The sequence below is a fragment of the Streptomyces sp. NPDC050509 genome (assembly GCF_044457965.1).
Taxonomy (GTDB): domain Bacteria; phylum Actinomycetota; class Actinomycetes; order Streptomycetales; family Streptomycetaceae; genus Streptomyces.
On record NZ_JBITHL010000007.1, the window covers coordinates 55165 to 75566 of the forward strand.

A 20402-nucleotide genomic window follows, 5' to 3' on the forward strand; every position below is an offset into this window, starting at 1 on the left:
GTAGTCAGGTAGTCAGGTAGTCAGGCCGTACGGTCCTACTGGTTGCCGCAGGTGGTCGCGGTGGCGGCGGCGTCGAGCCACGGCAGGTCGTGGCCCATCCGGTCGCGCTTGGTCCGCAGATAGCGGAGGTTGTGCTCGCCGGCCTGGACGGGCATCGGCTCGCGCCCGGTGACCCGCAGGCCGTGCCGGACGAGCGCCGTGGTCTTGTCGGGGTTGTTGGTCATCAGCCGCAGGCTGCGTACCCCGAGGTCGTCGAGGATCCGCGCGCCCGCCGCGTAGTCACGGGCGTCGGCGGGCAGCCCCAGCTCCAGGTTGGCGTCCAGGGTGTCGCGGCCCCGCTCCTGGAGTTCGTACGCGCGGAGCTTGGAGAGCAGGCCGATGCCGCGCCCCTCGTGGCCGCGCAGATAGACGACGACTCCGCGGCCCTCCGCGGTGACGCGCTCCATGGACGCCTGGAGCTGGGGTCCGCAGTCGCACCGCTGGGAGCTGAAGATGTCGCCGGTCAGGCACTCGGAGTGGACGCGTACGAGCACGTCCTCACCGTCGCCCAGCTCCCCGTGGACGAGGGCGACGTGCTCGACGCCGTCCACGGTGGAGCGGTAGCCGTACGCGGTGAAGTCGCCGTAGGCGGTGGGCAGGCTGACCTCGGCCTCGCGGCGGACCGAGGGCTCCGAGGTGCGGCGGTACGCGATCAGGTCCTCGATGGAGATGATCGTCAGGCCGTGCTTGCGGGCGAACGGGATCAGCTCGGGCAGCCGCAGCATCACCCCGTCCTCGCCCGCGATCTCCACGATCGCGCCGGCGGGGCGCAGCCCGGCGAGCCGGGCGAGGTCGACGGCGGCCTCGGTGTGGCCGTTGCGTACGAGCACCCCGCCGTCCCTGGCGCGCAGCGGGAAGATGTGGCCGGGGCGGACGAAGTCGCCGGGCCGCGCGTCGCCCGAGGCGAGGAGCTGGAGCGTGGTGGCGCGGTCGGCGGCGGAGATCCCGGTGGTGACGCCGTGGACGGGCGCCGCGTCGACGGTGACGGTGAAGGCCGTCCGCATCGACTCGGTGTTGTTGCCGACCATCTGCGGGAGTTCCAGCCGGTCCAGCTCCGGCCCCTCCATGGGGGCGCAGATCATGCCGCGGCACTCGCTCATCATGAAGGCGATGATCTCGGGCGTGGCCTTCTCCGCGGCGATGACGAGATCGCCCTCGTTCTCGCGGTCCTCGTCGTCCACGACCACGACGGGGCGGCCGGCCGCGATGTCGCGTATGGCCTGGGCCACGGGGTCCAGGGAGAGGTCCTCGACATTGTCGCGGGAGTACCAGGTGGGGCGCGGGGCGTCGGCGGACGGCGCCTCTTCGAGGGCGGTGAGGGGTGACGGACGGGCTGTCATGCTGCTGCTCCTTCCAGGGTCATGGCGCCGGCGCGGGAGCGCAGCCACCAGTCGCGCATGCCCCACAGGACGAGGGCGAGATAGATGACGTAGACGAAGCCGGAGAAGGCGAGTCCGCTGCTGAAGGCGAGGGGGACACCGACGAGGTCGACGAGCAGCCACGCGAACCAGAACTCCACGAGTCCGCGTGCCTGGGCGACCATCGCGGCGAGGGTGCCGGTGAAGATGTACGCGTCGGGCCAGGGGTTCCAGGACAGTTCGGGTACGGCGACGAAGAGCCCGCCGACGGCGAGGGTGCCCACGGCCGTACCGCCCAGGAGCAGCCCGCGCTCGCGCCAGGTGGCGAACCGTACGGCGATCGAGCCGTCCTGCGCCTGCCTCCGGCCGCGCTGCCACTGCCGCCAGCCCCACACCGCGACCCCGATGACCAGGAGCTGCTTGCCGACGCCGCCGCTGAGGTGGGCGGAGGCGTACGCGCCGACCAGGATGACGCCGGAGAGGAGCTGGGCGGGCCAGCTCCAGATCGAGCGCCGCCAGCCGAGGGCGAGGGCGGCCAGACCGATGGTGTTGCCGATCATGTCGGACCACAGAATGTGCTGACCGAAGGCCGTGAACGCCTCACCGTTCAGCCAGGACAGAGTGTTCACCGCGCGGACTCCTCGGCCTGTGCGCGCTGAGCGGGGCTCAGCAGGCGCTCGACGTACTTCGCGATGACGTCGACCTCCAGGTTGACCGGGTCGCCCGGTCCCTTGAGGCCGAGGGTGGTCAGCGCGAGGGTGGTGGGGATGAGGCTGATGGTGAAGTGGTCGGTCCCGGCGTCGACCACCGTGAGGCTGACGCCGTCCACGGTGATGGAGCCCTTCTCCACGACGTAGCGGGTCAGGGCGGCGGGCAGCGAGATCTTGACGATCTCCCAGTGCTCGGAGGGCGTGCGCTCGACGATGGTGCCGGTGCCGTCGACATGGCCCTGGACGATGTGTCCGCCGAGCCGCCCGCCGAGGGCCATCGGCCGCTCCAGGTTGACGCGGGAGCCGGCCCCGAGGGCGCCGAGGCTGGACCGGTCGAGCGTCTCGGCCATCACATCGGCGGTGAACTCGCCGTCCCCGGACTCCACGACCGTCAGACAGACACCGTTGACGGCGATGGAGTCGCCGTGCCGGGCGTTCTCGGTGACGACGGGTCCGCGCAGACGGAAGCGGGAGGAGTCACCGAGGTTCTCCACGGCGGTGACCTCACCCAGTTCTTCGACGATTCCGGTGAACACTCAACGCTCCTTCGTGGCGGTCGCGACGGGCTCGGCGGCCCGGGCGACGGAGGTTTCGGGGATCTCGCTGATCTCGCTGATCTCGGGGTTCTCGGGAGTTTCAGGGGCCTCGGAGGTCCCGTGGGTCCCGGTGATCTCGGGGGTCTCGCCCGTTTCGGGGATCGCGGTGATCCTCAGGTCGGGGCCGATCCGTACGGTCTCCGTCATCCGCAGGCGCAACGCCCCGGCGATCGTGGTGATTCCGGCGTCGCCCAGCGCGGCGGGACCGGCGCCGAGGAGGACCGGGGCGAGATAGCCGACGACCTTGTCGACCGCTCCGGCGGCGACGAAGGAGCCGGCCAGGGCCGGGCCTCCTTCGAGGAGTACGGAGCGGACGCCGCGCTCGTGCAGGGCGGCCAGCAGGGCGGGGACGGACAGCCCCCGGCTCCCTGTCGCGCGGGGCAGCCGTACGGCGTCGGGGAGATGGCGCGCGTCGGCGTCCTCGGCGACGGCGATCAGGGTGGGCGCGGCACCGTCCAGGACCCGGGCACCGGGCCGCACGGCGGTGGCCTCGGTGTCCACGACGACCCGCAGCGGCTGGGCGGCGCCCTCGACGCCGCGGACCGCGAGGTGGGGATCGTCTGCGCGGGCGGTGCCGGAGCCGACCACGACCGCGTCGGCCTCGGCGCGCAGCCGGTGGACGTCGGCGCGGGCTTCGGCGGAGGTGATCCAGCGGCTGGTGGCGTCGGCGGCGGCGATCCGGCCGTCGAGGGTGGCCCCGTACTTCCACAGGACGTACGGGCGGCCCCGGCGTACGGAGGTGAGCCAGGCCGCGTTGCCCGCCTCGGCCTCGGCGGCGAGCAGCCCCGGCCCGGCGGGGACCCCGGCGGCGCGCAGGGTGGCGGCGCCCCCGGCGGCCTGCGGATTCGGGTCGGGGACCGCGTAGTGGACGCGGGCGATCCCGGCGTCGATCAGCGCCTGGGCGCAGGGGCCGGTGCGGCCGGTGTGGGCGCAGGGTTCGAGGGTGACGTACGCGGTGCCGCCCCGGGCCCGGGACCCCGCCGCGCGCAGGGCGTGGACCTCGGCGTGCGGTCCGCCGGCGCGCTGGTGGAAGCCCTCGCCCGCGAGCTGTCCCGAGGCGTCCAGGATCACGCATCCGACGACCGGGTTGGGGCTGGTGGAGCCGAGTCCGCGGGCGGCGAGCGTGACGGCCCGCCGCATGGCGTCCGCGTCGGTGACGCGTTCGGCTTGGGTGGCCACCCGGGTCCTCCTGCCTCTTAGGGCACGGACTCCGGGGCCTGTCGATGACGACAGAGAAACGGGAACACAGGGGAACGCCGAGGCCGAGGAACCGGCTCGTCCGAGAACGAACCGCCCGTTACGGCGTACCCGCAAAGGCCCGCCGCGCACTGCCTCCCATCCGGACTTTCACCGTCGGTCCAGGAATCTCACCTGGTCAACCGGCCACTGGATGCGGCCGGGTCGCGGACTATAACCGCCGGTTCGGAATTACACCGACCCCGGAGTGCGCTGCTGCTGGTACGCGACCAGTGTGCCACGGCTGATCGTCGGCGTTCCGGGCGAGCACTGTGGGCTGACTCACAGAACGGCCGGGAATGCCGCCGGGGGCTTGCGCTCCACCCCTCCCACCTGCACCTCCACCGGGGAGCCGGCCGCTCGGGTACGGGACGACGGCGGTGGCCCGGGGCCGGCCCGTGGTCCGGTGTCTCATATACCGGGCGGAAACCTGGTAACGCGTACCGGCTCGCGGCCTCAGGTCCCGGGCGCGAACAGCGCGTCCTGCGCCGCGTCGCGCGCCGTGAGCAGCGCGCCCCTGAGCACCGCGGCGCCGCCGAGCGTCCCGGGTCTGACCTCCGTACGGAGCGGGGACATCGCGGCGAGCCGGTCCTCGACGCGGGCCGCCAGCGCCTCACCGCCCGCGTGGCCGACCTCCCCGGCCAGCACGATCCGGCCGGGGTCGAGGACCGCGCCGACCGCAGCGGCGCCGATGGCCAGCCGGTCGGCGAGGGCGTCGAGGAACGCCGCCGCGCCGGGCCGCGCGTCCCCGGTGGCGGCGCGTACCAGCGCGGCGGACGGCGGCTCCTGGGGCGCGCCCGGGGCGGGCACGATCCCGTACCCCTCGGCGAGTTCGCAGACGGCGGCCGACCCCGCCAGGCTGTGGAAGCCGCCGTCGCAGGTCGTCGCCGAGGGCAGCCCGGAGGTGCCCGGCACGGGCAGGAAGCCGATCTCGCCCGCGCCGCCCGAGGCGCCCCTGCGGAGCCGTCCTTCGAGCACGACGGCCGCGCCGATGCCGTGGCCGATCCAGAGCAGCACGAAGGTGTCCTGGCCGCGGGCGGCGCCGAGGCGCTGCTCGGCGAGGGCGGCGAGGTTGGTCTCGTTCTCGACCAGGACGGTGGCGGGCAGCCGCTCCTGGAGTACGGACACGAGCCGCCGGTGCCACTCCGGCAGCCCGGTGCTGTCGCGGAGTTCGCCGGTGACGTCGACCAGTCCGGGGGCGCCGATGCCGACGCTGTGCAGGGGTACGGCGCCGGCCTGCCGGGCGGTGCGTTCCAGCAGTGCGGCGGCCTGTTCGACGGCGGGTTCCGTGGCGGTGTCGCTGCCGATGGGCAGAACGGCCTCGGCGAGGGTGACGCCGAGCAGATCGGCGACGACGACGGCGACGCTGTCGGTCCGTACGTCCAGGGCGGCGAGATGCGCGCGGTCCGCGACGATCCCGTACAGCCGGGCGTTGGGGCCCCGGCGGCGGTCACCGGCCTCCCCGACGACCCTGACCAGGCCCGATTCCTGGAGCCGGTCCACGAGGTCGGCGACGGTGGGGCGGGAGAGCCCGGTCATCGTCTTGAGCTGTCCCGCCGTCAACGGGCCTTCCTGCTGGAGCAGTCGCAGGGCCAGCCGGTCGTTGATGGCCCGGGCGGTGCTCGGGGATGCGGCCATGGCGAGATCCTCTATTTATCAGGCAGGGTTCCTGATAGTTTACTCCGCGCACCGGAGAAGGTGCGTCGTGTGTGTCATCGGGGTCCCTGAACCAACGGGACGCCCTCGAAGAGGAACCCCCTCGGAGGAGGACGGAACGGTATGCGGGCAGACTCGGTCCACGACAAACAGGGATTGCGGCGGGCCCGGATCGCCATCGCCGTCGTCTTCTGTGTGCACGGCGCGGTCACCGGAAGCTTCGCCACCCGGGTCCCCTGGATCCAGGAGCACACCGGCCTCAGCGCGGGGCAGCTCGGTCTCGCGCTCGCCTTTCCCGCGATCGGCTCCGTGAGCGCGATGCCGGTCGCGGGGGCCATCAGCCACCGCTTCGGCGCGCGCAACGCGCTGCGCGGGCTGCTCGCCCTGTGGACGCTCGCGCTGATCCTGCCGTCCCTCGCGCCGAACCTCGTCACGCTGTGCGCGGCGCTGTTCGTCTACGGCGCCGCGTCCGGCATGTCGGATGTGGTGATGAACGCCGTCGGCCTGGAGACCGAGGCCCGGCTCGACCGGTCGATCATCTCCAGCCTGCACGGCATGTGGAGCGCGGGCGCCCTGATCGGGTCCGCGGCCGGCGCCCTCGCGGCCCATCTCGGCGCCGACGCGCGACTGCACCATCTCCTGGCCGCCCTGGTGCTCACGGTGCTGGGCCTGATCGCCTGTCAGAGCGTGCTGGACGTACGGAGCGCGCCCGAGGCCGAGGCGCCGCCGAGGTTCGCGCTGCCGCCCCGGTCCGCGCTGCTCATCGGGGTCGTCGGGTTCTGCGCGGTCTTCGCGGAGGGCGCGAGCCTGGACTGGTCGGCGGTCTATCTGCGGGACGTCCTGGACACCTCGCCCGGGATGGCCGCCGCGTCCACGACGGCCTTCGCGCTCACCATGGCGATCACCCGGCTCTGCGGGGACCGGATGATCGACCGGTTCGGCGCGGTACGGACGGTGCGCACCGGCGGGGTGCTGGCCGCCGCGGGCGGTCTGCTGGTGGTGGTCGCGCCGGACCCGCTGGTCGCCATGGCCGGTTTCGGACTGCTGGGGCTCGGGGTCGCGGTCGTCGTGCCGCTGGCCTTCGCGGCGGCCGGGCGCTCGGGACCGAACCCGAGCCAGGCCATCGCGGGGGTGGCCACCATCACATACACCTCGGGGCTGATCGCCCCCTCGGCGATCGGGGCGGTCGCCGACGCGACGTCGCTGGTGACCTCGTTCGGGCTGGTGACGGTGCTCGCCTGCGGGCTGATCATCGGCGCGGGGGTGCTGCGTACGGGCGACCGGCGCGCCGTCGCGGGCGGGGACGGCGGGGGTGGCGGCGGCGGAGGCGGGGAGCGCGCCACGGGCGGCGAACGGGCCGGCGACCGCACGGCGGCGCCCGACCCCCTGGCCTGAGCGGCGGGACGCCCACGGCGAGGGCGGCGCGGTCGCGGCACTACGATGGGCGCTGATCTTTTCAGCCACGCAGCCGTCCGGTCGAGGTAGCCCGGACCGGACCCGGCCGTGGCGGCGCCGGTCACCGCACCGGACGCGACCCCAGAAGTGGAGCCCCACCCATGAAGCTCGGCGTGCGCTGGACCCTGCACGGAGACGGGCGCACGCCCGCACCGGGCGCCGTCGTCCGCCCCGACGAGCGGCTGTCGTGGCCCCGTACGGCCGGACTCGGCGCCCAGCACGTGGTGGCGATGTTCGGCGCCTCGTTCGTCGCCCCGGTCCTGATGGGCCTGGACCCCAACCTCGCGATCATGATGTCCGGCGTCGCTACGGTGATCTTCCTGCTGGCGACCCGTGGCCGGGTGCCGAGCTATCTGGGGTGCTCGCTCTCGTTCGTCGGCGTGGCCGCCGCCATCCGGGCCTCGGGCGGCGACAGCGCCACCGTCACCGGCGCGATCCTGGTCGTCGGCGCCGTGCTCTTCCTGGCCGGGCTCGCGGTACGGCGCTTCGGCGCCCGGATCATCCACGCCGCGATGCCGCCCGTGGTGACCGGCGCGGTCGTGATGCTGATCGGCTTCAACCTGGCGCCCGTGACGGCCGCCACGTACTGGCCGCAGGACCAGTGGACCGCGCTGCTGGTCATGGTGGTCACCGGGCTCGCCGTGGTCTGTCTGCGCGGCTTCTGGTCCCGGATCGCGATCTTCCTCGGGCTGGTCTTCGGGTACGGGATCTCCTGGGTCTTCGACCAGGTCTTCGGCCGGATCCACTCCCCCGCGGGCGGCGCCGAGGCCGTCGACCACTGGCGGCTGAACCTGTCGGGTGTCGGCAAGGCCCCCTGGGTCGGGCTGCCGGACTTCCACGGGCCGAGCTTCGAGTGGTCGGCGATCCTGCTCGCCCTGCCGGTCGTGATCGCGCTGATCGCGGAGAACGCGGGCCATGTGAAGGCCGTCGGCGAGATGACCGGGGACCCGCTCGACGACGAACTGGGCACGGCGATCGCGGCGGACGGCGCCGCCTCGATGCTCTCCACCGCCGTCGGCGGCCCGCCCAACACCACGTACTCCGAGAACATCGGCGTCATGGCCGCCACCCGGGTCTACTCCACCGCCGCGTACTGGGCCGCCGCGGGCTTCGCCCTGCTCTTCGGGCTCTGCCCCAAGTTCGGCGCGGTCGTGGCCGCGATCCCGGGCGGGGTGCTCGGCGGGATCACCGTCATCCTGTACGGCATGATCGGCCTGCTCGGCGCGCAGATCTGGACCAACGCCGGGGTGGATCTGCGCAATCCGCTCAATCTGGTGCCGACGGCCGCGGGCATCATCATCGGGGTCGGCGGGGTGAGCCTGAACTTCTCCGACACCTTCGAGATCGGCGGGATCGCGCTCGGCACGATCGTCGTGATCACCGGCTACCACGTGCTTCGCGCCTTCGCCCCGGCCCACCTCAAGGAACCCGAGGGGCCTGCGGGACCCGCAGGACCCGAGGGACCGAAGGGGCCGGAGGGATCCGAGGGCCCGAAGAGATCCGGGAAGCCCCAGGGCCCCGACGAGCCCGTTCAGCCCGTCGCCAGCTCGTAGGCGTAGTCGGGGGTGAACGAGCCCGCCGCCCCCTTGCAGCCGTCGGACTCCCCCGGCAGCTTCACCCAAAGATACGCGTCGATCCGCGCCTCGCCCGTGTCGGTCGTCGGCGCCCGGCCCAGCGCCCGCCCCGCCGGATCGCACCACTGACCGGCGGCCGGCGCCCCGTTGCCGTTGCGGCTGGTGTCGATCACCGCGCCGAGCCGCGCCGGGCCGCCCAGCGCGGCCAGCACCTGCCGGGCGTACGCCGCCTCGTCGGCGGTGGGGTGGAAGTTGGAGACGTTGGTGAAGATGCCGTCACCGCTGCTCGCGGCCCCGGCGGCGCGCAGCAGCTCCGCCTGCCGCTGGGCCGGGTGCCAGCCGGAGTGGCCCGCGTCGAAGTAGACCCTCGCCTCCGGGGCGGCGGCGTGGATCGTACGGGCGGCGCGGGCCAGCGAGGCGTACCGGGCGGCGCGCGCCGCCTCGTCGAGGCAGTCGGAGAGCGCGACCGAGTCGGGTTCGAGGACGACGATCGACGCTCCCCCGCCGAGCCCGGCCGCGAACTCCCGGATCCAGTCGTCGTACGCGTCGAGATCGGGCGCGCCGCCCTGCGAGGCGCCGCCGCAGTCCCGGTCGGGGATCGCGTACGGCACGAGGACGGGCACCCGGCCGGCCTCGGCGGCCCCGGCCGTCACGGCGCGCACCTCGCCCGTGACGGCGCCGGGGTTGTACGCGGCGAACCAGACCGCCGCGGGCCGCGCCGCGATCCGCGACTCGATCAGCGGACGCCGGGGGTCGTCGCGGTGCGTGGTGACCCAGTCGAGGACCTGGGAGGCGGGATGCCGGTAGAGCGTGGCGTCCGCGGGCCTGCCGGACCGGCTCTCCACAGTGGTCGGCGGAACGGATGGCACAGCCGTACGGGAGGGACCCGGCGGCGCCGACAGCGTGACGGCGGACGGCGAGAGCGACGGCGACGGTACGGGTGAGGTCGCGGCGGCCGGGGTGGGCACCGCGGGCAGCGGCGCGACCGGCGGCGACCGGGTGGTCTCCGGCCTGGCCGTGTCCCGCTCGTCCCCTCCCGCGGTGGCGGTCAGCACCCCGGTGACGGTGGAGACGGCGACGAGCGCCGAGGCCGCGACGGTCATGGCGTGATGCCGGACGGCCCGGCGCCGTTCGACCCGTTCGCGCTGCGCCGTGGAGCGCCGTACCCCTGTTCCCGCCATCCGAGAGTCCCCCTTCGCACGGTGCCCGGCCGGGCGTGTGCCGGGCCGGGCGTGCGCGAGCCTATGCCGGTGGGCGGGGCGTTCCGGCCCGGATCCGCGGGGTGTGCGGGGGCGCCGTACCGATGTACGCCCGCTTCGGTCGCCCGGGGCCCGCGGCCCTCGGCCCCACTGCGCACCCGGGCCTCCGTCCCGGCGCGGGCCGCCGGTGGACACCTGTCGTACGACGAGGATCCCGGAGCCTGCGGGCTGAGCTCAGTCCTCCGGGAGTTCCACGGGCGCGAGTGCGTCGAACAGGTCGCCCGGCCCGGGGTTCGTCGGGTCCGTGGCGCCACCGAAGTGGCGCATCACGCCCCACACCGCGTTGAGCGCGGTCTGCACCGCGCCCTCCGCCCAGCCCGCCGTCCACGAGATGTCGTCCCCGGCCAGGAAGATGCCCCGCTGGTCGGCGGGGAGCCGGTCCTGCATGAAGTGGGTGAACAGGCGCCGCTGATAGCGGTAGTGGCCGGGCAGGTTGGCCTTGAACGCGCCCATGAACCAGGGTTCGTTCTCCCAGGACACGGTCACCGGGCCGCCGATGAGGTGCTTGCGGATGTCGGCCTTCGGATAGATCTCGCCGAGCGAGGTCAGCATGACCTCCATCCGCTCCTCCGGGGACAGCGGCAGCCACTTGAGGCTGTCGTCGCACCAGGTGTACGAGAGACAGATGACCGCGGGCCGGTCGGGCCCGTCGTCCAGCAGATACGTGCCCCGGGTCATCCGGTCGGTGAGCGTCATCGACATCGTGTCGCGCCCGGTCGGCTCGCCCCGGTCGTCGACCGCCTCGTCCAGCCAGAACGGCCGGTCCACCGGCACGAACAGCTTGGACGACTCCATGTAGTGGGTGCGCTCCATCGCCGTCCAGTGGTCGATCGGGAAGAGCGAGTCGTCGCAGGCGATCTTGGAGAGCAGCAGCCAGGACTGGGCGGTGAAGACCGCGGCGCGGTAGGTACGGATCCGGCCCGAGGCGTCCGTCACCGTGATCCGGTTGCCCGCCGTACGGTGCAGCCGGGTCACCGCGGGGCGCGGCGCGCCGTCGTGCAGCGAGGCGAGCGAGGTCCCGGCGGGCCAGTGCGTGAGCTTGCCGGGCGCGCGCTCCCAGAGCCGCAGCGGAAGCTGCTGGCTGCCGCCGACGATGGAGCGGTGGTGGTCGTCGGCCTCGGTGTAGACGACCCTCAGGATCTCCAGGATGGAGTGGGGGAAGTCGGTGTCCCAGCCGCCGGTGCCGAAGCCGACCTGGCCGAAGATCTCCCGGTGCCGGAAGGACGCGAAGGCCGGGGAGTCGCAGAGGAAGCCGTAGAAGGTCTGGTTGTCGAGCTTCTCGACCAGCTTCGCCCAGATCTCCCGGATCCGCGGCACATCGCGTTCGCGCAGCGCCCGGTTCATGGCGGAGAAGTCGGCGCCCTCCTCCAGACAGGTGTTCCAGGCGTCCATCACCTCGTGGAAGACCGGCGGCAGGTCCTCGACGGTCCGCGCGTAGTGGGACGTGCCCTTGAGGTCGACCATGGTGGACGGGGTGCCGGGGGCCAGCGGGTTGGGGAAGGGCCGGGTCTCCAGGCCCACCAGGTCGATGTAGTGGCGCAGCGCGGTGGAGGACGGCGGGAAGCGCATCGCGCCCATCTCGGCGGTCAGTGCGGGGTCGCAGCCGTCGAAGCCGACGGTGCGCAGCCGTCCGCCGATCCGGTCGGCCTCGTACACGACGGGCTTGAGCCCCATCTTCATCAGCTCGTACGCGGTGACGATGCCGGAGAGCCCGCCGCCGATGACGGCGACCTCCGCGCCGTGCTCGGTCGCGGGGATCTGGCCGAGCCCGGCGGGGTGGGCGAGGAAGTCGTCGTACGCGTAGGGGAAGTCGGGACCGGCCATGGTGATCGGCGGCTGCACGTCGGTGTGCTGGACGGCGGTGGGCACCGTGGACGTCATGGGGTACGGACTCCTCGCGGGCAGGTACGGGACTGGGGCGGTGGAACGATTCCTCGGATACCGGGAGGTCAGCCCAGCGCCGTGTAGAGACCGGGGCGGCGGTCGGCCAGATACGGATTGGCCGCGCGGGAGGCGGCCAGGAGCTCGCCGTCGACCTCCCCGAGGAGCAGTTCCTCGCCGCGCCCCGCGCGTACCCGTACGGCCCCGTCGGGACCGGCGAGGCAGCTCAGCCCGACGAACTCGAACGCGCCCTCCGCACCGGCACCGGCCGCGCCTTCCTCGCCGGTCCGGTTCACGTACGCCACGTACATCTGGTTCTCGAAGGCCCGGACCGGCACCATCGATTCTGCGACGAACTGGAAGGGGTGCATCTGGGCCGTGGGGACCAGCAGCAGATCGGTGCCGGCGAGGGCGTGGGCGCGGACGTTCTCCGGGAACTCCACGTCGTAACAGATCATGATCCCGATCCGCAGCCCGGCCAGTTCCGCCTGGACGACGGGGTGTTCGCCCGGGGTGAACCAGGTGCGCTCGAAGCAGCCGAAGAGGTGCGTCTTGCGGTAGTTGGCGAGGCGGGCGCCGTCGGGGCCGATCAACTGCGCGGAGTTGTAGAGCGCGCCGCTCGCCGGCGCGGGGTCCCGCTCGGGGTAGCCGTAGAGCACCGCGAGCCCGTGGCGTACGGCGATCTCCGCGACCGCGGCGGAGCCGGGTCCGTCCGCGGTCTCGGCCAGCCGGTCCACGGCGTCGCCGATCGCGTAGCCGGTCAGGAACATCTCGGGGCAGACGAGCAGCCCGGCCCCGGCCGCCGCGGCCCGGCCCGCGGCCTCGTCGAGCACGCGCAGACCGCCGTCGACGGAACCGGGCCTTCCCGAGCTCTGGAGCAGGGCGGTGCGGAGCGGGGGCATGGCTGACCTCGGGCGGGGTGCGAAGGGGGTCCGGCGGGAGTCCGCCGGGACAGCCTTGACGCTACGGTCCGGCGGCCGGGCGGGACAAGACACGTCCGTTGCGCGCGAACCATCGATCTGTTGTGTGATCGGCCGCCGTGCCGGCGATTCGTTGCGCGCGGGGTGAGGAGCCGGTTCCCGGGGCTCAGTAGCGGCGCAGCAGCGGGGACAGGACGAGCACCGACTTCGTACGCTCCACGTACGGTTCGCCCGCGATCCGCTCCAGGACCTGTTCGAAGTGGCGCATGTCGGCGGCGAAGACCTGGACGACGGCGTCCGCGTCCCCGGTCACGGTGGAGGCCGCCACCACCTCGGGCAGCCGCTCCAGGCCCCGCTGGATGGCGTCGGGCGAGGTGTTGCGGCGGCAGTAGATCTCGATGAACCCCTCGGTCTCCCAGCCGAGCGCGGCGGGGTCGACCCGTACGGTGAAACCGGTGATCGCGCCCGTGGCGCGCAGCCGGTCGACGCGCCGCTTCACGGCGGGCGCGGAGAGCCCGACGAGGGAGCCGATGTCGGCGTAGGAGCGGCGGGCGTCCTCGGCGAGGGCGTGGACGATGCGTTCGTCGAGCTCGTTCAGTCGCACTGCTGGTGGTTCATTTCTCTGGCGCGGGGCCGGTTCGGTTCCGGGCCGTCGGCACGCCGACGACGGCCCGGAAGAGGATCTGGTGCGGGAGAGTCCTAGCTCCAACTGTCGTGCAGCGGCTTGCCCTCGGCGTATCCGGCGGCGCTCTGGACGCCGACGATCGCCTTCTCCGCGAACTCCTCCAGGGAGTGGGCGCCCGCGTAGGTGCACGACGAGCGGACGCCCGCGATGATCGAGTCGATCAGGTCCTCGACGCCGGGGCGCTGCGGGTCCAGGAACATCCGTGAGGTGGAGATGCCCTCCTCGAAGAGCGCCTTGCGCGCCCGGTCGTACGCCGACTCCTCGCTCGTACGGTTGCGTACGGCGCGGGCGGAGGCCATGCCGAAGGACTCCTTGTAGAGCCGTCCGTCGGGGGACTGCTGGAGGTCGCCGGGCGACTCGTACGTACCGGCGAACCAGGAGCCGATCATGACGTTCGACGCGCCCGCGGCCAGCGCCATGGCGACATCGCGCGGGTGCCTGACCCCGCCGTCGGCCCAGACGTGCTTCCCGGCCTTCCGCGCCTCGGCGGCGCACTCCAGCACGGCCGAGAACTGCGGCCGTCCCACGCCGGTCATCATGCGGGTGGTGCACATGGCGCCGGGGCCGACCCCGACCTTGACGATGTCCGCGCCGGCCTCGATCAGATCCCGTACGCCTTCCGCGGCGACCACGTTGCCCGCGACGACCGGGACCTTCGGGTCGAGCGCGCGGACCGCCTTGACGGCGCTGATCATCGATTCCTGGTGGCCGTGGGCGGTGTCGACGACCAGGGTGTCCACGCCCGCGTCGAGAAGCTGCGCGGCCTTGCCCGCGACATCGCCGTTGACGCCGACGGCGGCGGCGATCCGCAGCCGGCCCTCGGCGTCGGTGGCGGGCGTGTAGAGGGTCGCGCGCAGTGCGCCCTTCCGGGTGAGGACGCCGGCGAGGCGGCCCTCGGCGTCGACGGCGGGGACGAGCTTGCGGTTGGCGTTGTCGAGGGTGTGGAACGCCTCGCCCGGGTCCAGGTCGGCGGAGATCAGCACCAGGTCCTTCGACATGACCTCGGAGAGCTGGGTGAAGCGGTCGACGCCGGTCAGGTCGTGGTCCGTGACGATGCCGACGGGCTTGCGGTCGCCGTCGACCACGACGCCCGCGCCGTGGGCCCGCTTGGGCAGCAGGGAGAGCGCGTCGCCGACGGTCTGGAACGGGGTGAGCACGATCGGGGTGTCGAGCACGAGGTGGCGCGTCTTGACCCAGGAGATGACGTCGGTGACGACCTCGATCGGGATGTCCTGCGGGATCACGACGAGTCCGCCGCGCCGGGCGACGGTCTCGGCCATCCGGCGGCCCGCGATCGCCGTCATGTTCGCGACGACGAGCGGGACGGTGGTGCCCGTACCGTCCGGCGAGGAGAGGTCCACGGCCTGGCGGGAGCCCACGGCCGAGCGGCTCGGCACCATGAAGACATCGTCGTACGTCAGGTCGTACGTGGGCGTGACGTCGTTGAGGAAACGCATACTGACTCTCTCACCTGCTGTTTCGCTTGAGGGGCGGGTGGGGAGTCAGCGACGGGCCCGGTCGGCCCCGGCTGCGGCTCCTACGCCATCATCACCGATACGGCGGCGGAATGGCGAACCTGACGAGCGGCTCTGTACGTTCCGCCAGGGGACCGGTGGTGATCTTCGAAGCATCGTCCGAAACCCCCCGCCCACCGGGCGGGGGGCCGATGTCTCAGTCGTCGTCCGGGTCCGCGCGCTCCAGCGCGGGATGCGGCGCCGGCGTGAACTCCGTCAGCAGGAAGTCCGCCGCGGCGGTGTCCGTGACCAGGCTGGTGACCAGCCCGGAGCGGAGTACGGCGCCGATCGCCTCGGCCTTGCGCAGCCCGCCCGCGATCGCCACGACCTCCGGGATACGGCGCAGCCGGTCCGCCTCGACGGTGATGCAGCGCTCGCCGAGGTCGCGGCCGACCCTGCGGCCCTCCGCGTCGAAGAGGTGGGCGGACATCTCGGCGGCGACGCCGAGGGAGGCGTAGTGGGTGCGCTCCTCCTCGGTGATCATGTCGTGGACCGTGGAGATGCCGGGCTCCCAGGAGCCGATGGAGACGGCCGCGACGGTGACCTTGTCGAAGTACTCGAAGGCGCGGGCGATCCCGGTCTGGCTGCGCAGCGCGGCGGCGGTCGCCGGGTCGGGCAGCAGCATCGGGGCGTAGATGGGGTGCGCCTCGCCGCCGGAGACCTGGGCGGCGCGCCGTACCGCCTCGACGGAGCCACGCTCCGCGGTGCCCGCGTCGTACACGCCGGTGAGCTGGACGACCGTACAGGGCGGCAGCCGGTCGAGCGCGGCGGCCATGTGGATGGTGGAGCGGCCCCAGGCGAGGCCCAGGACATCGCCCTCGACCACCAGTTCGCCGAGCAGATCGGCGGCGACCTCACCGAGGTTCTCCGGGTCGGGCGACTCGTCCTCGCCCTCCGCGGGGGACTCGACGACGACCGCGTGGCGCAGGCCATAGCGGGCGCGCAGCGCGTCGGAGCGCTCGGCGTCGAGTTCGGCGGGGACGCGGATCTCGATCCGTACGAGGTCGCGCTCCAGCGCGGTCTCCAGGACCCGGGCCACCTTGAAGCGGCTGACGCCGAACTCCTCGGCGATCTGGATCTTGGACTTGCCCTCCAGGTAGAAGCGGCGGGCCATGGCCGCCGCCTGTACCAGTTCCGCGGGTCCCATCCGCAGGGCTGGCCGACCCGCCGACATACCAGACACCGCGATCTCCTCATCTTTGTTCACACTCTGGACTCGCTGTTCATCCTGTCAGATCCAGCGGTCCTCGATCGGCCCCGTAAGGCCCCGTAAGGCCCCGTTCACGTACCTGTGGCTCAGTGGCCGCAGGCCCAGGAGGCCGCGGCGGTCGCCTCGGTCGCCTGGTTGCGCAGCATCCGTACCGCTGCCGCCGGATCGTCCGTGCCGTACACCGCGGATCCGGCGACGAAGACGTCCGCACCGGCCTCCGCGCAGCGCTCGATGGTGGTCGCGGAGACCCCGCCGTCGACCTGGAGCCACAGTTCGAGCCCGTGCTTGGAGATCAGCTCCCGGGTACGGCGGATCTTCGGCAGCATGATGTCCAGGAACGCCTGTCCGCCGAAGCCCGGCTCCACCGTCATGATCAGCAGCATGTCGAGTTCGGGGAGCAGGTCCTCGTACGGCTCGATCGGCGTGGCGGGCTTCAGCGCCATCGACGCCTTGGCGCCCTTGGCCCTGATCTCCCGCGCCAGCCGTACGGGGGCCGCGGCGGCCTCCGCGTGGAAGGTCACGGAACCGGCGCCGGCCTCGACGTACTGCGGGGCCCAGCGGTCGGGCTCCTCGATCATGAGATGGCAGTCCAGCGGTGTGTCCGTGGCCCGCGCGAGCGCTTCGACCACGGGCACGCCCAGGGTCAGGTTGGGCACGAAGTGGTTGTCCATGACATCGACATGGAGCCAGTCGGCTCCGTCGACCGCTTTCGCCTCCTCGGCGAGGCGTGCGAAGTCCGCGGACAGGATGCTGGGGTTGATCTGGGCCATGTGCCAAGCCTGCCATGCTCCGGGACACTTCCTGACCGCCCTGCGAACCCGGGTACGGACCAATCCCGTACGGGAATGGGCACAGTCCGCGCAATCCTCGCGTTTCCGTGGACAGATCCGGGTGTACGGAAAGATCAGCTTGACGGGTCAGGCGGTACGGCGCAGCAGTGCCAGATACATGGCGTCCGTGCCGTGCAGATGCGGCCAGAGCTGGACGTCCGGTCCGTCACCCAGCGCGGGGACGCCCGGCATCAGGGGCCTGGCGTCGACCCACTCGGCCTCGACGGGCGCGCCGCCGCGGCCCTTCAGGACGTCCTCGACGACAACCCGGGTCTCGGCGAGATGCGGGGAGCAGGTCGCGTATCCGACGATCCCGCCGACCCGTACGGCCTGGAACGCCTCGCGCAGCAGTCCGCGCTGGAGCGGCGCGAAGCCGTCCAGGTCGGCGGGGCGGCGCCGCCAGCGCGCCTCCGGCCTGCGGCGCAGCGCGCCCAGGCCCGAGCAGGGGACGTCGACCAGGACGCGGTCGAAGGAGCCGGGGCGCCAGGGCGGGCGGGTGCCGTCGGCGGCGATGACCTGGTAGGGGCCCGGGTTCCCGGCGAGGGCGCGTTCGACGAGCCGGGCGCGGTGGGGCTGCTTCTCGGCGGCGAGCAGGAAGGCGCCGCGCCCGGCGGCGAGCGCGGCCATCAGCGCGGCCTTGCCGCCGGGGCCCGCGCAGCCGTCGAGCCAGCGCGCGTCGGGCCCTTCCAGCGGGGCGTTGGCCACGGCCAGGGCGACGAGCTGGCTGCCCTCGTCCTGGACCCCGGCGCTGCCGTCCCTTACGGCCTCGACGGCGCCGGGTTCGCCGCCCTCGGCGAGCCGTACGGCATACGGGGACCAGCGTCCGGGCAGCACGGTGTCCGCGCCGAGCAGGTCGGTCAGCTCCGCGGTGGTCGAGCGGCCCGGCCGGGCGACGAGGGTCACCTCGGGCCGTTCGTTGTCGGCCTCCAGCAGGTCCTCGATCCCGGCGCGCCCGCCGCCGAGCGCGTCCCAGAGCGCCGAGACGATCCAGCGGGGGTGGGAGTGGACGACCGCGAGATGGTCCTCGGCGTCCTCGTCGTAGGGCGGGGCGACCCGCTCCAGCCAGGCGTCCAGGTCGTCCTTGGAGATCTTGCGCAGGACGGCGTTGACGAACTTGGCGCGCCCGTCGCCGAGCACCACCCGGGCCAGGTCCACGCTGGCGGAGACCGCGGCGTGGGTGGGGATCCGGGTGCCGAGGAGCTGGTGCGCGCCGAGCGCGAGCACATCGAGCACCGGCGGGTCGACCTCCCGCAGCGGCCGGTCGACGCACGCCGAGATGATCGCGTCGTACGTGCCCTGGCGGCGCAGCGTCCCGTACACCAGCTCGGTGGCGAGCGCCGCGTCCCGGGCCTCGAAGTCGCTGTTCTCGCGGGCCTTCTTGAGCAGCGGCGGCAGCACGAGGTTGGCGTAGGCGTCCCGCTCGTCGACGGCCCTGAGCACCTCGAAGGCGAGCAGCCGTACGGGGTCCTTCTTGGGGCGGCGGTAGGGCTGGGAGGGGCGGCGGGTGGCCTGCTCGTTCAAAGGTGCTCCGCGGTGAGAAGAGTCGATCCCTCTCAGCCTACGTCGGCGGTTCCCAGGCGCTCGCCCGGGGCGATCCGGACCCCGCGCGCCCAGTCAGGGGCGCGCATCGGCTTCTTGCCCTGCGGCTGGACCCAGAGCAGTTCGACGGCGTGCGAGCCGGTGCCGATGTGCACGGTGTTCTTGCCGACGGCCGGTTCCCCGGGCGCCAGGCCGGTGACGTCGGGCGCCGGCGCGGCCTGGACCAGCTTGAGCCGCTCGCCGCGGAAGACGGTCCAGGCGCCGGGCGCGGGGGTGCAGGCGCGGACGACCCGGTCGACGCGGAGCGCGGGGGCCGCCCACTCCACCTGCGCGTCCTCGACGGTGATCTTCGGGGCGAGCGAGATGCCGTCGGCGGGCTGCGGTACGGGGACCAGGGTGCCGTCCTCGATGCCGTCCATGGTCGCGGAGAGCAGCCCGGAGCCGGCGAACGCGAGCCGGGTCAGCAGGTCGCCGCTGGTGTCGGTGGGCCGGACGTGCTCCGTGATCACGCCGTAGACGGGCCCGGAGTCGAGCCCCTCCTCGATCTGGAAGGTGGCCGCGCCGGTCATCTCGTCGCCCGCCAGGACGGCGTGCTGCACGGGGGCCGCGCCGCGCCAGGCGGGCAGCAGCGAGAAGTGCAGGTTCACCCAGCCGTGGACGGGCACGCCGAGGGCGCTCTTCGGCAGGAGGGCGCCGTACGCGACGACCGGGCAGCAGTCGGGGCCGATCTCGCGCAGCCGGGCGAGGAAGTCCTCGTCCCGCGGTTTCGCGGGCTTGAGTACCTCGATGCCCGCTTCCTCCGCGCGCTGGGCGACAGGGCTGGCGACCAGCCTGCGGCCCCGCCCGGCGGGCGCGTCGGGCCTGGTCACGACAGCGACGACGTCGTGCCGCTCCGAGGCGATGAGTGCGTCCAGGGCGGGTACGGCGACCTCGGGGGTGCCGGCGAAGACGAGCTTCATCGGTGGCTGACTACCTCTCGGACTGATGTCGGACTGATGGTCGAACGGCGGAACGGGACCGGTCTGACGGCCGGAACAGTCTAGAGGGGTACGTCCGGCGTCCCGCTCCGCGGGACGTGGGACGTGGGACCTCGGACGTGGGACGTGGGACCTGGGATGTGGGACATGGGGTGTGGGACATGGGATCCGCCCGTCCAGGACCGGGTCGTGGGGGGCGTACGACGGCCTGCGCGCCCCGCGCATATTCGTATACGCCTCCGTAGCGTGACCACATCGCCCGATGAAGCGTTGTCAAGGGAGATTGACCAACGCGGGCCGCACCGGTGCGGCCCGGATCCTTTTCCACGCCGGTTCGAGAGGCTTGTTCATGGCCGACCACGCAACCCACGACGCACAAGCCCGGGCAAGTCTGCACCTGTTGGTGCGGGACATCGAGCGGGTCAGGCGACAGGTGGACGCGCTGCGCACGCTCACCGCCCAGTTGGGCAATGTCTACCGCCCACGGCGCTCGGGACCCTCCACGGGCTTCGTCGTCTACGGCAGGGCGCCCGCCCCGACCGTCCGTCTCGCGCAGGAGCTGAGGGACAGCGTCGAGACGCTGGTGACCGCGGCGGTGGACTTCGACCGCTCACTCGGGTTCTCGTGGGACGCGGTGGGTTCGGCACTGGGCGTCACCAAGCAGGCGGTGCACCGGCGTTACGGTACCCGGCGGGCCACGCAGCAGCCGGGCGCGGCCGAGGTGGACCGCGCGCAGGACCCCGGTGTCCCCCGCTCCCCGCTGCCGCCGGTACCGAGCGCCGTGCCCGTGGTACCGGCGGCCCGCTCGATGCCGCCGCAGCCCTCGGCGAACGTCCCGTCGCTCCGCGAGGAGAGCCTCCCGAGGGCCTTCCCAGGACCGCGTGGCGGCTGACCGCTCCCGTCCCCCTGTCAGCGCGCCGGAACCGGTCACCCGGCGCCGGCGCGACGAGTCGGCCCGTACCG

The 20402-nt window shown here is 73.1% G+C and carries 16 protein-coding genes, 1 pseudogene and 1 riboswitch; of the genes and pseudogenes, 3 read left to right on the forward strand and 14 right to left on the reverse strand.

What is annotated here, in order from left to right:
• Positions 1–35: 35 nt before the first annotated feature.
• From ACIBJC_RS20605 to ACIBJC_RS20625, 5 genes and pseudogenes are all read right to left on the reverse strand, one after another.
• Positions 36–1379 (reverse strand): bifunctional 3,4-dihydroxy-2-butanone-4-phosphate synthase/GTP cyclohydrolase II, encoded by a 1344-nt coding sequence (locus ACIBJC_RS20605; protein WP_399294401.1) that lies wholly within the window; start codon positions 1377–1379, stop codon positions 36–38.
• Complete coding sequence (locus ACIBJC_RS20610; protein ID WP_399295147.1) at positions 1376–1957, reverse strand: nicotinamide riboside transporter PnuC; 582 nt, start codon at positions 1955–1957, stop codon at positions 1376–1378. Before ACIBJC_RS20610 ends, ACIBJC_RS20605 begins: the two co-directional genes overlap by 4 nt.
• Positions 1958–2022: 65 nt before the next feature.
• Positions 2023–2643: a riboflavin synthase gene (locus ACIBJC_RS20615; protein WP_384921636.1), complete on the reverse strand. Its 621-nt coding sequence runs from the start codon at positions 2641–2643 to the stop codon at positions 2023–2025.
• Positions 2644–2799: 156 nt separating this feature from the next.
• Positions 2800–3843, reverse strand: a pseudogene (gene ribD, locus ACIBJC_RS20620) (bifunctional diaminohydroxyphosphoribosylaminopyrimidine deaminase/5-amino-6-(5-phosphoribosylamino)uracil reductase RibD); the annotation flags it as partial.
• A gap of 181 nt (positions 3844–4024) precedes the next feature.
• Positions 4025–4155, reverse strand: a riboswitch (FMN riboswitch).
• A gap of 240 nt (positions 4156–4395) precedes the next feature.
• Positions 4396–5577 carry an ROK family transcriptional regulator gene (locus ACIBJC_RS20625; protein WP_399294404.1) on the reverse strand — a complete coding sequence of 394 codons (1182 nt, stop codon included), beginning with the start codon at positions 5575–5577 and terminating at the stop codon, positions 4396–4398.
• Between the two features lie 141 nt (positions 5578–5718).
• On the opposite strand from ACIBJC_RS20625, the gene ACIBJC_RS20630 reads away from it, so the two are divergent.
• Complete coding sequence (locus tag ACIBJC_RS20630; protein ID WP_399294407.1) at positions 5719–6990, forward strand: MFS transporter; 1272 nt, start codon at positions 5719–5721, stop codon at positions 6988–6990.
• A 161-nt stretch (positions 6991–7151) separates the two neighbouring features.
• Positions 7152–8603 (forward strand): solute carrier family 23 protein, encoded by a 1452-nt coding sequence (locus ACIBJC_RS20635; protein WP_399294410.1) that lies wholly within the window; start codon positions 7152–7154, stop codon positions 8601–8603.
• Here the strand turns inward: ACIBJC_RS20635 and ACIBJC_RS20640 are convergent.
• The 9 genes from ACIBJC_RS20640 to fmt all read right to left on the reverse strand — a co-directional run bounded on the left by ACIBJC_RS20640 (position 8582) and on the right by fmt (position 19421).
• Entirely contained in the window at positions 8582–9805 is a 1224-nt protein-coding gene (locus ACIBJC_RS20640) for a glycoside hydrolase family 6 protein (protein WP_399294413.1), read from the reverse strand. The two genes, ACIBJC_RS20635 and ACIBJC_RS20640, sit on opposite strands and share 22 nt — an antisense overlap.
• Positions 9806–10057: 252 nt before the next feature.
• Complete coding sequence (locus tag ACIBJC_RS20645) at positions 10058–11764, reverse strand: flavin monoamine oxidase family protein (RefSeq protein ID WP_399294415.1); 1707 nt, start codon at positions 11762–11764, stop codon at positions 10058–10060.
• 68 nt (positions 11765–11832) lie between these two features.
• Positions 11833–12666: a carbon-nitrogen hydrolase family protein gene (locus ACIBJC_RS20650; RefSeq protein WP_399294418.1), complete on the reverse strand. Its 834-nt coding sequence runs from the start codon at positions 12664–12666 to the stop codon at positions 11833–11835.
• Positions 12667–12850: 184 nt separating this feature from the next.
• Positions 12851–13288 (reverse strand): Lrp/AsnC family transcriptional regulator, encoded by a 438-nt coding sequence (locus ACIBJC_RS20655; protein ID WP_399294421.1) that lies wholly within the window; start codon positions 13286–13288, stop codon positions 12851–12853.
• Positions 13289–13383: 95 nt separating this feature from the next.
• Positions 13384–14826, reverse strand: a complete 1443-nt coding sequence (locus ACIBJC_RS20660) for a GuaB1 family IMP dehydrogenase-related protein (RefSeq protein WP_399294424.1) — start codon at positions 14824–14826, stop codon at positions 13384–13386.
• A gap of 214 nt (positions 14827–15040) precedes the next feature.
• A complete protein-coding gene (locus ACIBJC_RS20665; RefSeq protein ID WP_329828407.1) occupies positions 15041–16090 on the reverse strand; it encodes a sugar-binding domain-containing protein in 1050 nt (349 codons plus the stop codon).
• Between the two features lie 89 nt (positions 16091–16179).
• Complete coding sequence (gene rpe, locus ACIBJC_RS20670; protein WP_329828408.1) at positions 16180–16863, reverse strand: ribulose-phosphate 3-epimerase; 684 nt, start codon at positions 16861–16863, stop codon at positions 16180–16182.
• A gap of 147 nt (positions 16864–17010) precedes the next feature.
• Positions 17011–18444 (reverse strand): RsmB/NOP family class I SAM-dependent RNA methyltransferase, encoded by a 1434-nt coding sequence (locus ACIBJC_RS20675; protein ID WP_399294428.1) that lies wholly within the window; start codon positions 18442–18444, stop codon positions 17011–17013.
• 32 nt (positions 18445–18476) lie between these two features.
• Positions 18477–19421: a methionyl-tRNA formyltransferase gene (fmt, locus tag ACIBJC_RS20680; protein WP_399294431.1), complete on the reverse strand. Its 945-nt coding sequence runs from the start codon at positions 19419–19421 to the stop codon at positions 18477–18479.
• A gap of 367 nt (positions 19422–19788) precedes the next feature.
• Between fmt and ACIBJC_RS20685 the strand changes: the two genes are divergently transcribed.
• Positions 19789–20331, forward strand: a complete 543-nt coding sequence (locus ACIBJC_RS20685) for a hypothetical protein (protein WP_399294434.1) — start codon at positions 19789–19791, stop codon at positions 20329–20331.
• The last annotated feature ends 71 nt before the right edge of the window (positions 20332–20402 follow it).